Origin of the sequence: Pseudomonas sp. GM55 (assembly GCF_000282395.1) — a bacterium.
Classification (GTDB): domain Bacteria; phylum Pseudomonadota; class Gammaproteobacteria; order Pseudomonadales; family Pseudomonadaceae; genus Aquipseudomonas; species Aquipseudomonas fluorescens_CC.
Window position 1 is genome coordinate 51,053 of sequence record NZ_AKJJ01000150.1, and the last position, 11,243, is coordinate 62,295.

Here is an 11,243-nt window from a genome sequence, read left to right on the forward strand (position 1 = left end):
GAAGCCCACCGCTACCTCGAAGCCAATCAGCAGATCGCAAAAGTGGTAGTCACCGTCTGATCTCCACAGGGATGGGCTGGACGACGGTAATACTTCCAGCCCTGTTCCTGTTCCTATCCCGAGCCGAGCCGAATGTCCGCATTGGGTTGCGGCTTCCCGATGAAAACCATGGCATACAGCAACTCATGCCCGCTAGTCTTCAATACGCCCCGTGGAATCCCGATCGCGTTCGTAGTGTCGTGTCAGCGGAAACGGCGGCAACCAGGCCTCGCGACGCACGACCCAGCTCTCGTAGGTTGGCGTCAGCTGGTCAGGGGCATCCAGGGACCCGAGGTTCACTTCGATTTCGTCTGCGCTGCGTGCGAACACGGACGAACCGCAGTGCGGGCAGAAATGCCGTCCGGCGTAGTCACGGGTTTCACCTTCGATCGTCACGGCATCCTGATGAAAAATCGCGGACGCGTGAAACAGCGCCCCATGATGCTTGCGGCAGTCGAGGCAGTGACAAATGCCAACCCGGAACGGGCGCCCCGACGCGACCAGGCGCACGTTGCCGCACAAACAACCGCCGGTGAATCGGTCCATGCCGTGTCTCCTCTGAAACCACACCGTCAGGTTGATCGAATCCGATCAATCGCACGATTGCCAATTGTAGGTCGATTCGACGTCCCCCCCCAAGGTTGTCAGGCTACCGCTGGTGGATGCGCCAATGCCGACACAACGCCTCCACTTCCAGCCCGGCACAGCCACTCACCGACCCTGCGTTTAACAGTTTTTGAGAGTTATTGATTCGGATTATCCCGCTGCTGCAGGCAGCATTCGGCCCGCATTGACGGCGTGCAAGCACCTGCTTTGCGTAACCGACTGGCGAGTACCCGTGCCCGAATGCAAGGCACCCAGACCAATGCCTGGCGCCAGGCCGGAACCCGAATGACAATTTTCATCAATTGAGAACCAAACACATGGGCATGTCGAATAAATGGATTGCGGGTATTGCTTTGAGCTGTGTATTTCAGGTCGGCTGCGTCTCGAAAGTGGCGCAGCAAGAGCAATACTCGGGCTTCCTGGGCAACTACCAGGGCCTGGAGGAGCAAACTACACCGAGTGAGCAGAAAGTATTGCGCTGGGTATCGCCGGGGTTCGATCCTCGCGCGTACTCCACAGTGGTGTTCAGGCAGATGGAGCTGTATCCGGCACCGAAGCCGACCGCGCGCGTCAGCCTGAAGACACTGCAAGACTTGCAATTGATGGCCAGCAACAGCGTCAAGACCGCCTTTGCCCGCCGCTATGCAATCGTCCCTTACCCGCAACTGGCGCCAACCAATTCGCGTTCGCTGATCCTGCAAGCGGCGATCACTCACGTCAGCGCCAACAACGAAGGCATGCACTGGTATGAGGCCGTTCCGATCGGGGCCATTGTCGGGGCGACACAAGCAGCCACCGGGCATCGGGACCAGACTGCCGAAATGTACATCGAAGCCAACCTGATCGACGCCAAGACCGGTTTGCCAGTCGCGAAGGTCGTTCGCAAGGTGTTCGGCGCGACACTCGATAACGCCGAGCAGCCGATTGTCGCCAATGACTTCAAGGTTGCACTCAAAGGCATGACCGACGATATGCAGGCCCTCCTCCTCAAGCATTGACGCTCAAGCAAACCCCATCGCAAACGTCGCAGTGCCTGCCGTCCAGCGGCATTGGAAGGCATGGCAAGCAGACCGGCATGGGGTTTCGAAGTGGCGCCACGCCACGTTTACCCTCTGACAAACCGTTAGCCGCGCCGACGCCTGACGTGAGGTTCAATGATGAAAATACTGGCCCATACCTTAGCGACCCTTATTGTGTCACTGAGCATCAACGCCCAGGCGGCGACGGTGATCCCCCTCAAAGGTCAGACTTCCCAGACCATCCAGCAGGACACCAGTGCCTGCCAATCCCAGGCCAACGCGCAATATCCGGTACAGAGCACCGTGCCTTCCGGCGGCCGGGTAAAGGGCGCCGCAACCGCCGCGGTAGCCGGGGCCGCCGCGGCAGAAGTTCGGGGCCGCCAGCATGAAAACGTCTATGACCAGATCGACGACGATACCAAGCAAGACTATCGCCAGAACCGGGCACGCAGTGCCGCGGCTGCGGGCGCCGTTGTGGGGGCTTCCAGGCAGCGACAGGAGCGCCGGCAGAACCTGAATGCGAGCCAGCAAAGCACCACCGCCAGCAACTCGGTCTATAGCAGTTGCCTGCAACAACGTGGCTACGATGTTTTGCCTTGATCGGCGGCAAAGATGACCCGAAACGTTTATCGACCTTCCAGTCCATGACTCAACGAATCAAACCGAATTGAACTTGAGGGCTCCACCCATGCGCCTTGTATGTGTTCCTGTCGTGATGTTCGCTTCCTGGCTCCTGGCCGGTTGCGCCACCTCCCCGAACACCCCGACTTCAACGTTGCAAACGGACAAATCGCCCGAGCAGTATGTCGACTGCCTCGTACCGAAGTTAAAGGACAAACAGATGAGCCCTTTGGTGTCAGGGAGCGAACGCAGCTACCGGGTTGTCGTTTCGAGCAAAGTTGCCGTAGACACCGTGCTGGAAACCCATAGGGCACAGGATGGAGGCAAGGTGTATCTATACGAGCGCCAATTGCTGGCCTCGACCTTCAAGCCATCGAGCTTCGAGCGTGTTGCACAGGAATGCCTGTAGCACCAGCCAGCGACTTGCCGTTTCAGGTGTTAGAGCAGCCCAAAAAAAGGTTCATCACGCAATCCCGGGAAACATAGATAACGCAATTCCTGTAGGAGCCGGCTTGCTGGCGATGGTCGTTAACGATAACGCGTGTGAACTGGATAAACGCGGCGCACTTGAGTCCATCGCCAGCAAGCTGGCTCCTACAGTTTCCCGGGATTCCGTGAAGACCCCAAAAAAAGCCCCGCGTCCCTCATGAAAGGACGCGGGGCAAAGGCCGTTGAACGAGAGGTGAGGATCGTTTACGTCGCGACAGGCAGACCCTGAACGCGATAGGTATCAACGTTCCTCGAGATCCATTTAAAGCGGTAACGAGCCTGGTTCAAAGCTAATTGGAATCAAAAATTCTTTGTAGTCAACCAGGCGCACAAAAAACAATCATTGACTTGTATTGGGAAAACTCTCTACCCGTTCAAGTAGCAACTCATGCCTTGTCTGGGCAACGATGGCGGTCCACTCAGACCTGGCTGCGTGCAAATCCACCTGCCCGAGCTTGCAGTTTTCGGATAGCGCAAACAGTCCATTCCAAGCATTATTCATGGTGTCAAAATCAAAAACCATGGGTCATCCAGCAATGCTTTTCCTTCGTTTGATTCAACCGATGCCAGTGGCAGCCAGGGCTGTTGGCCACACTGCACGCCTCTGAAACGAGCCGTTCCAGCACTGTAGATGCGACACACAGTGCACCTTCCGCCTGGCCCTCATCTTCGTTCACCTCCAAGACCAGAATGTACCGAGCCAACTCCGGCCCCTATACTCAGGCCTGTATCGCCTGAACGGAAGTTTTCTATGAGCCACACCTTCAAGTTGAAAAATGGCGCTGTGGCAGTATTTGACCCAGACAGCGCCGTGCTTTCCATTACAACCCCCCATGGAGATGTACAAAATTCCACGCTAGGCAGAGCCGAGTCACGCCTGTTGGACCTGCTGCTCATGGAGCCAGGTGTCACTAAAAGCCGCGACGAAATCATCGACTACACCTGGAATGACCGCGTGGTTGCCTCCGGCAGTTTGAATCAAACCGTTTTCTCACTACGTAATATTCTTAATGACAGTCGGGATCACGAGATTTTGATGACTGTTCCTCGACGAGGATATTGCTTCAACCGCAACTGCATAGTCGATGCAGCAGCAGATGTACCAACTCCCTTGGAGGAAACTGCGCAGCCACCTGTTCCCGACGCTGGACAACTGCCGCCACCTGGTAGTGATGAGCCGCCAACACCTTCAGGTAAAACCGGAAAAACCATCGGCATTACAAAGGCCCAACTGATCGCTTACATCGTTACGCTGGCAGTCGTTGCCTTTACTGTTTTTCAATTCGATTTCGACGCGCCAAAAATTGAAGTGTCCAGCGTCGACAAGAATGGATTGGTCATCCACGCCGTAGGCAATGATCTGGCCGAAGCACGAGCGCTGATGGAACTGTCGGCCAAACAATCTGAACAGCTGCCGCCAAGCCTGAAAGGTCAAGTCTGGATCAACCTGTATAAAGCCAACTATTCCGTTTCGTGCATTCGCCCGGATCTAAGCACCGCAAATCTGCAATTGAACAGCAGTGAAAGAGACCTCGCCTTGATGATTCGTCAATGTCTGGAAGTCACCTTATGAAGTTTGAGATCCCGCAAGTCATTCACTGGCCGATTATTGCCCTGATCAATGCACTGTGCATTTTCTCCTTTTTTTATTCGCCTTCGCACTACATGGAAAACACCAGCTATCAAACAAAAACCCGGCAATGGCTGGAAGACCTCAATCAACTCAATACCGAAGAATACCTCACCATCGGGCATGGTCGACTCACTGGAACCACGCTGGAAAGCCTGAATGGACAAATCCGCAATGCGACCATTTCGGCGAATATAATCGGAGAAAACAAAACACACGTGCAGATTCAAGTCAGGAACGTCAAACTCAGTCAGGACAATGAACTCTTTGCCATTGAAAAGACCCCCGACCTGTTCTTCAGACGCCAATACGTCTTGCAAGAAGGCGCCATACTAAACTACGAATTGATTCCGACGCAGAACAAGAATGCCGTGTGTTTTTACCTGCATGAACTTGGCCGCTTGCGCTGCATGAACCATTAGTCGCCCTCCCGCACCGACCCGACACCGGCCTGGCACAGATTCACATCAAAGAATCTTCCAGGCAAAAATAACAGTTATTGATTTGAATCAGATGGCACGCCAGCAAAAAATCCCCCGCCGATAATCTCTGGGATCGAGCCTGCTTGATTCCCATCCGGGACAATGCCCTATACAGGGGAATCAAGTGAAAGCCATGCACTTCCTGCGAACCAGCAAATCGCCGACTTTGGGATTCCTGGCGGTTCTGTTTTTGTCTGCCATGCCACTTTATTCGCTAGCGCACGACGAGCACGCCGTCGAAAGCACGACAATTGAATATTTTGAAATTGAAACAAGCCCCGATGAAAGCCAGAAAATGTCGCATCTGAAAATTCATACCGAGAATGAGTATCACACCGACGAGCAGGAAAGTGATTTCCCTCTCTCTGGCCCTCCACAAGGTGATGCCAGCATCAGTTACGCCAACTCGCGCATATGGCTATGAGGCCGACACAGGCGGTGACGGGCCCCTTCTGACGACTTGGTAAATATGAGTTTTTGATTTTGGCAGGTGCAATCCGGGTGAGATTGTTTGCAGACCAATCCGTGGCAGAGCTGCAGCTGATACTGCGTTCTGCCTGAATGAACTGCTAATAAGGAAATCGCCTCGATGCTGCTGAAAAACTTCGTCACCGTGTCGTTTGGTTTATTGCTTTCTCTCAAGGCCATGGCCGACGACAAGGGAGTCTACAGTGCAAAATTGACCTGTGCCGAAACCGACAAGAAGGCCCCAAGTGCTGTGAAAACCGGCTATCAGGTAAACACGGGTTATCGCATTGACGACTTTCATTCATTTTCAGCCGCCGCCATTGACCCGATGAAACCCCAATCGAAAATCTTCAGTGCGAAGGTTGACCCGCGCAACGTCCAGCACATGGACGACTCTCCATCGGACAGCAAGTACGCATTTTCCGCGGAACTGGAACTGATCCGGGGGCTCTGACAACGCTGCGCGGACAGTCATTGCCTGACCCTAATCATTTAACAGATGAGCTTTCAATTTCATGAGTATCGCACCGCCCGATGAAATCTTTCATTTGTCTTCTGCCTTGCCAAGCCAACTGAATAGAACGATAGGCAAATGGGAAATGAGCCTTATCCCGACTGAGCATGAGGCGCACATTCGCCAACATAAGCTCTTTCACAGCGCCGAACTCCAGTGCAGTCGTCTTGAGTTCGACTCATCCGTCACGCTGGTCAGCGCTGTCCCTGCCGGATGCGTGACATTCGCCATTTCGCACGCCCCGATTGGTCGCCCTGTCGTCAACAGTCACAAACTGCGGCCCAACGAAATCATCGTACTGCGCAGCGATGAGTCGGTGCATTACACCTGCGAACCGAATGAAACGCTTTTCACCCTGACCACAACACTGGAGCATTATGACCGGTGCCGCCAACGTCGCTCGGTCATCGATGTACTTGCTAACAGAACAGAGCACAGTTTCCAGGCCGAGAATTTTCAATTCATACGATCTGCCATTCAAGCCATTGGCGACGCCTGTGACGACATCAACGACGCCGATGCGGTACTTGCTTCTCTATTGCAGGCGTTGACGCCCGCTGGCGGCTTCAGCCGTAAAGTCCCGACAAGAAGAAAGGTGGCGATAGAAGCCATAGAGTACATACATGAAAACACAAAAAAGACGCTCACCATAAAGTCACTCGTAAGGCAACTTGAAACCACAACCCGCACCCTGCACTTTGGCTTTATTGAAACGTTCGGGATGTCGCCAATCGCGTATATCCGGAACTTGAGACTCGCCAGTGCCCGCCAGGATCTGATCAATAAAACCTGGCCCACCGTGACGGAAACCGCGATGTTCTGGAACTTTCATCATCTGGGTCGGTTTTCCAAGGCGTATCAGATTGCTTACGGAGAGACACCGTCGGAAACGGCCCGGCGCAACTCGGCCAAGCCCAGGAACACGACCTCCTCCGTTTACAATCAGATCGTTGGCGGGCTTTTATCAAAACCCTGCAAATAACGATTAATAATTACGTCTTACCAGGCATAGGTACTCACAATTGCTTATTTTCCCGCTCAAGGAGATAAGCATGCATCATCGAATAAACACACTACCGCTCAAGCAGAAGATCATCCTGTGCATTACCGCCTACGCCAGCGGCATCTTGTTGGCCTGGGCAATTGACTGGTACTGAAGACATTTAATACGTGACTACAGGGTGCGCAGTGACACAATAATACCTCGGGGTTTTTCGATGGCTGCCTTATATAAAGCATTACCTGGAAGGCACGCAGTCACTGTATGTCTGATTGCAGCTGCGGGTTGGGCCGCTTGGTTCTGTGCCGGATTACTGGCCGAGCCATTCATTGCACGGAAATTGAATAACGTTTATGCCGATCTGCGTGCTGTGCAAGTCGAGCCTAATACTCAGATCGACAAGGTACTGGGAACCCTCGGCGATCTTGATCGCTCGGGCCGGGAGTGCTCCGCCGAGCAATATTCACAACTGGCCGACCTGGTTAAAAACCTGCGTTTTGTTGATCAGGCAGCCATCCAGCTATCGAATGGCAAGGTCTGTTCCTCCTACGGACAAGAACTCCCGTCGATACTGGCCGATAACACAAAGCACAAGTTCTCCGTTGGAAAGCGAACCTATTGGGTTGATTCCGGCCACGCCGTTTCTGCGGACACCGACTTTATCGTTGTGTCGGAACAGTCAACCTACGTCTGGGCAAACAAGAAGCTCCTGCTCGACAATCTGAAGCTTCCCGAGGACCTGCAACTTGACCTCATCGGCCCCGGCGGCGCAGTGCCCATTGCCTCTACGGGCCCCAAGGCCCTGGCGACGCAGAAGCCGCTCCACCTTGAAGAACTCGTTACCTCGGCAGACAAGGTCTTCATCGCCTATGCGGGCAACCGAAATGAACTGATCGCCGTCATTTCGCTTCCGTTGAGTTACCTGACAAGTCTCAAATTCAAACTATTCATTGGCCTCGTGTGCCTGTTCGCAGCGCTACTCCTCCTCGCAAGGTGTATCCAACGGCATTACACCTCCACTGCCGTACGGCTTCGCAATGCCATAAAAGCCAACACACTGAGTGTTCACTATCAGCCGATCGTCAATTTGACCACGGGTTACCTGGTTGGCGCCGAATCGCTTTCACGCTGGAACGTCAACGGCAACCCTGTACCTGCGGATGTTTTCATTGCGGTGGCGGAGAAGTCCGACTTGATCCGCCAACTTACACGTTCGGTGATTCGACAAGTGGCGGAGGATTACAGCACTTACCTTTGGGCGTGCAAGGACTTCTACATAACGGTCAATCTTTCCGCCCGGGATATTCAGGACCCAACCTTTCCCGACTTTGTGGCCAGCCTGCTGGCAACCTATCGCATGCCGCCGTCCGCCATGACGTTTGAAATCACCGAAAGGACCTTGCTCGATCACAAACCTGCCGCGATGCAATTGCGACGGCTTCGTGCGTGCGGCCATCGCATTGCCGTAGACGACTTCGGTATCGGCTATTCCAACCTCTCGCTCCTGGATTCAGTGCCTTTCGATATTCTGAAAATAGATCGCTCATTCATCGCCGACGACAAGATCGCGGCCAGGGATGCCATGTGGCGACACATTGCCCAGTTGGCCAAGTCGCTAAGACTCAAGGTGGTTGCCGAGGGTGTCGAGACTCAGGAGCAACTGCCGCACCTGGTTTCAGAGGGGGTTGTATTGGCACAAGGCTGGTTGTTCTCCAAAGCGCTGCCGATTCAAGCGTTGGCAAGACGCTACTTTCAATGCCCGGCAAACATCCCGCCCTACGACTCGAAAATATCAATCAATGATTTCCATTAGCCCCTCGAGGCCCCTCAAATGCACGCCGAACCCTAACACCAAAACCTGTACAAGGACTCCACTACAGATGCTACTTCGAAACCTTGGCTTCGCTTCACTGCTATCGCTGCTGTCTTTCCAGGCGCTCGCTGATGACAAAGGTTTATATCTTGGAGCTGGCGTCAGCAGCATCCAGAGCGACGAATCCAGACTGGACGACGACGACACCAGCTACAAGGTTTATGCAGGGTATCGCGTCAATAGCTACCTGGCCTTCGAAGGTGCCTACGTCGATCTTGGTCAATTCAAGGACAAGAATATCGATTTCGAAGGCAAGTCAGCCCAGGCTGCCGCCCATGTCGGTTTTCCAATAGGTGATCGGTTGCGGGTGTTCGGCAGTGTCGGTGCCCACGCCTGGGACGCCGACGGCAACGCCACCGACGACGACACCGGGGTTGATCTGACCTACGGTGTCGGCCTTGAGGTCGATGTCTTTCGCAACATCGGCCTGCGCGCCGAATACGAAGTTCTGGAGGTCGGAGGGATCGACCTGAATCAGACGACCGCATCCGCCTATATTCTTTTTTAACACCGCTGAAACTGAGCGGCCTTCACCGGTCGCTCTACGCCCTCTGTGCAACGCTCGTCCCCGCCCTGGCAGTCCCCTGCCATTACTTCAACGGTTCCTTCGGTTCTTGCGCAGGTGCCGGGTACCACTTGTCCCTGGGCACCCATTTCTCCTGTTGCGGATCGCCCAGGTAGTGCGGCGACATGATCTGCACGCCGTACTCGTTGAACACATCCTGGATGTTGGCGTGCAGCATGCTCAGCAGCACCGCTCGCGGTCGAGGCTGGCTGGGAATGGCCTGGGCCACCAGTCGGTATTCCGGGTAGAAGTCCGACAATGCCGTCTGAAACACCTGGGCCGGCGGCACTTCGAGAATCCCCGGTGTGCGTTTTGCGGCCTCCAGCAACATCGCTTCCACCTGCCGCCACGGCGTGTCGTAGCCGATGGTCACGACGGTGTCGACCACGTAACCAGGGCCTTGTACGACCCGCGAGTAGTTCTTGGTGACGGTGCCGGTGATCATCGAGTTGGGCAGGGTCAGCACCTCGCCCAGACCGGTGCGGATGCTGGTGGTAAACATGCCCAGTTCGGTCACCGTGCCTTCGTAGTCGCCAATGCGCACGAATTCGCCGGGGCGCAGGGTTCGGGTGTAGGTCAGGATCAACCCCGCCGCCGCCTGGCCCACCACGCTGGTGGCGCCCAGGGAAATCATCAGGCCGATCAACACCGACAAGCCTTTGAAAGCATCGGTGCCGGCACCCGGCAGGTACGGATAGGCCATGGCCAGGGCAAACAGCCAGATCGCCAGCGACGTCAGGCGTTGGGTCGGTTGCAGGGTTTCATGGTTCAGCCAGCTGAGGGTTCCCGGTGCCGCCATGCGCCGCAGTATCCGCCGCATGAACGCGGTGGCGCCGCGGGCGATAAAGAAGATCGCCAGCGCCACACCCAAGCCGGGAATGGCACCGACGATCCCTTGCAGCAGATAGCCACCGAGCTCCCACAGATAATTGTTAAGGCTTTCGCCCCAGGGACGGGTGTAGGGAAAGCGTGACAGGACAAAGCCCAGCCATTCGTAGGTCAGCAGCAATACGACGAGCCAGCGCACCAGTTCCAGCAGGCGGCTGACCAACGGATACAGATAATTGGCATCGAGCAGCGGAACCCTTCCGACTTTCAGGGCCTGGGTGTGCCGATGCATCAGCTCGGGCAGTTTCTTCAGCACTCTACGCCGCACAAGCGACATGCCGAACAGCAGACCGATGTAAACGCCGGTGGCCAGCAATGCGGCGCCTGTGGAACGCAGGATCAACTGTAGGCTGCGGGCTTCCCGGGTTTCGGCCACGACCTGGCGCAGCTTGCCGGCCGCGGCTTCGGCGGCCTGCTGGACCGAGTCGTATTCGGTCTCGTCGAAGTCCTTGGGTGAAACGATGAAGGCACGCCGGCTACCCAGCAGCACCATGTAGCTTTTCGAGATCGGGTCGAGGGTGACCTTGAGGTCGTCCTCTTCATCCAGCGCCTCACCGATGACCGCTTTCGCCCGTTTGACCCGCGAAGCAGGTGCTTCACCGAGAATGGTCGCGCGGAACACCATGATGCTGCGGTTGGCCACTTTCAATTCGACGGGAGCATCGACCACTTTCGGTGGGTCTTCGGCCCACAATTGCACCGACCAGAACATCCCGAAAACAGTAAACATTACCGCGAGCAGCCTGCTCCGCATGTGTCGGATCCTTACTTCACAAGATTCGAATCGAGGGTACGTATCGCAGCGTAGTTCACCGATGAACGGTTGTCAGACTTGCCGGGCAGGCGATCACGTCCTGCTGGTTTGGCGACTGCCCGCGGCAATCGCTCAAAACACTGAAGATCCCAGGGGGCGCGAGCCTGCTCGCGATGGTGGGGTGTTGGGTGACGTTTCTTTTACCGGTGTACATATCCATTGCTGCGGTAACGGCGGCTTATGGTTCCGCTCTTACAGCGGGTTACTTGGAAAAGCCCCAAGTAACCAAGGGCTC

Annotated in this window: 12 protein-coding genes; 10 read left to right on the forward strand and 2 right to left on the reverse strand. The window is 55.3% G+C overall.

The window, feature by feature from the left end; all coding sequences use genetic code 11:
* Positions 1 to 192: 192 nt before the first annotated feature.
* Positions 193 to 585 (reverse strand): GFA family protein, encoded by a 393-nt coding sequence (locus PMI31_RS28715; RefSeq protein WP_008023569.1) that lies wholly within the window; start codon positions 583 to 585, stop codon positions 193 to 195.
* A gap of 377 nt (positions 586 to 962) precedes the next feature.
* Here PMI31_RS28715 and PMI31_RS28720 point away from each other — a divergent pair, with 377 nt between their 5' ends.
* The 10 genes from PMI31_RS28720 to PMI31_RS28770 all read left to right on the forward strand — a co-directional run bounded on the left by PMI31_RS28720 (position 963) and on the right by PMI31_RS28770 (position 9,249).
* Positions 963 to 1,643, forward strand: a complete 681-nt coding sequence (locus PMI31_RS28720) for a DUF3313 domain-containing protein (protein WP_008023571.1) — start codon at positions 963 to 965, stop codon at positions 1,641 to 1,643.
* A 159-nt stretch (positions 1,644 to 1,802) separates the two neighbouring features.
* Entirely contained in the window at positions 1,803 to 2,264 is a 462-nt protein-coding gene (locus tag PMI31_RS28725; protein ID WP_008023572.1) for a hypothetical protein, read from the forward strand.
* Between the two features lie 88 nt (positions 2,265 to 2,352).
* Positions 2,353 to 2,694: a hypothetical protein gene (locus tag PMI31_RS28730; protein WP_008023573.1), complete on the forward strand. Its 342-nt coding sequence runs from the start codon at positions 2,353 to 2,355 to the stop codon at positions 2,692 to 2,694.
* Positions 2,695 to 3,525: 831 nt separating this feature from the next.
* Positions 3,526 to 4,347, forward strand: a complete 822-nt coding sequence (locus PMI31_RS28740) for a transcriptional regulator (RefSeq protein WP_008023575.1) — start codon at positions 3,526 to 3,528, stop codon at positions 4,345 to 4,347.
* Complete coding sequence (locus PMI31_RS28745) at positions 4,344 to 4,826, forward strand: hypothetical protein (RefSeq protein ID WP_008023577.1); 483 nt, start codon at positions 4,344 to 4,346, stop codon at positions 4,824 to 4,826. Before PMI31_RS28740 ends, PMI31_RS28745 begins: the two co-directional genes overlap by 4 nt.
* Positions 4,827 to 5,019: 193 nt before the next feature.
* Positions 5,020 to 5,310 (forward strand): hypothetical protein, encoded by a 291-nt coding sequence (locus tag PMI31_RS28750; protein ID WP_008023578.1) that lies wholly within the window; start codon positions 5,020 to 5,022, stop codon positions 5,308 to 5,310.
* Positions 5,311 to 5,475: 165 nt separating this feature from the next.
* Entirely contained in the window at positions 5,476 to 5,808 is a 333-nt protein-coding gene (locus tag PMI31_RS28755; RefSeq protein WP_008023579.1) for a hypothetical protein, read from the forward strand.
* 61 nt (positions 5,809 to 5,869) lie between these two features.
* On the forward strand, positions 5,870 to 6,850 hold the full coding sequence (locus tag PMI31_RS28760; RefSeq protein ID WP_008023580.1) for an AraC family transcriptional regulator: 981 nt from the start codon (positions 5,870 to 5,872) through the stop codon (positions 6,848 to 6,850).
* 235 nt (positions 6,851 to 7,085) lie between these two features.
* Complete coding sequence (locus tag PMI31_RS28765) at positions 7,086 to 8,681, forward strand: EAL domain-containing protein (protein ID WP_008023583.1); 1,596 nt, start codon at positions 7,086 to 7,088, stop codon at positions 8,679 to 8,681.
* Between the two features lie 67 nt (positions 8,682 to 8,748).
* Positions 8,749 to 9,249, forward strand: a complete 501-nt coding sequence (locus PMI31_RS28770) for an outer membrane beta-barrel protein (RefSeq protein WP_008023584.1) — start codon at positions 8,749 to 8,751, stop codon at positions 9,247 to 9,249.
* 82 nt (positions 9,250 to 9,331) lie between these two features.
* On the opposite strand, the gene PMI31_RS28775 is transcribed toward PMI31_RS28770, so the two are convergent.
* Positions 9,332 to 10,948, reverse strand: a complete 1,617-nt coding sequence (locus tag PMI31_RS28775) for a mechanosensitive ion channel family protein (protein ID WP_008023585.1) — start codon at positions 10,946 to 10,948, stop codon at positions 9,332 to 9,334.
* Between the last annotated feature and the right edge of the window lie 295 nt (positions 10,949 to 11,243).

What these genes read in the sequence shown, in the direction of transcription:
- PMI31_RS28715 (WP_008023569.1), bottom strand. Translation starts at nt 585, where the DNA reads ATGGACCGATTCACCGGCGGTTGTTTGTGCGGCAACGTGCGCCTGGTC.
- PMI31_RS28720 (WP_008023571.1), top strand. Translation starts at nt 963, where the DNA reads ATGGGCATGTCGAATAAATGGATTGCGGGTATTGCTTTGAGCTGTGTA.
- PMI31_RS28725 (WP_008023572.1), top strand. Translation starts at nt 1,803, where the DNA reads ATGAAAATACTGGCCCATACCTTAGCGACCCTTATTGTGTCACTGAGC.
- PMI31_RS28730 (WP_008023573.1), top strand. Translation starts at nt 2,353, where the DNA reads ATGCGCCTTGTATGTGTTCCTGTCGTGATGTTCGCTTCCTGGCTCCTG.
- PMI31_RS28740 (WP_008023575.1), top strand. Translation starts at nt 3,526, where the DNA reads ATGAGCCACACCTTCAAGTTGAAAAATGGCGCTGTGGCAGTATTTGAC.
- PMI31_RS28745 (WP_008023577.1), top strand. Translation starts at nt 4,344, where the DNA reads ATGAAGTTTGAGATCCCGCAAGTCATTCACTGGCCGATTATTGCCCTG.
- PMI31_RS28750 (WP_008023578.1), top strand. Translation starts at nt 5,020, where the DNA reads ATGCACTTCCTGCGAACCAGCAAATCGCCGACTTTGGGATTCCTGGCG.
- PMI31_RS28755 (WP_008023579.1), top strand. Translation starts at nt 5,476, where the DNA reads ATGCTGCTGAAAAACTTCGTCACCGTGTCGTTTGGTTTATTGCTTTCT.
- PMI31_RS28760 (WP_008023580.1), top strand. Translation starts at nt 5,870, where the DNA reads ATGAGTATCGCACCGCCCGATGAAATCTTTCATTTGTCTTCTGCCTTG.
- PMI31_RS28765 (WP_008023583.1), top strand. Translation starts at nt 7,086, where the DNA reads ATGGCTGCCTTATATAAAGCATTACCTGGAAGGCACGCAGTCACTGTA.
- PMI31_RS28770 (WP_008023584.1), top strand. Translation starts at nt 8,749, where the DNA reads ATGCTACTTCGAAACCTTGGCTTCGCTTCACTGCTATCGCTGCTGTCT.
- PMI31_RS28775 (WP_008023585.1), bottom strand. Translation starts at nt 10,948, where the DNA reads ATGCGGAGCAGGCTGCTCGCGGTAATGTTTACTGTTTTCGGGATGTTC.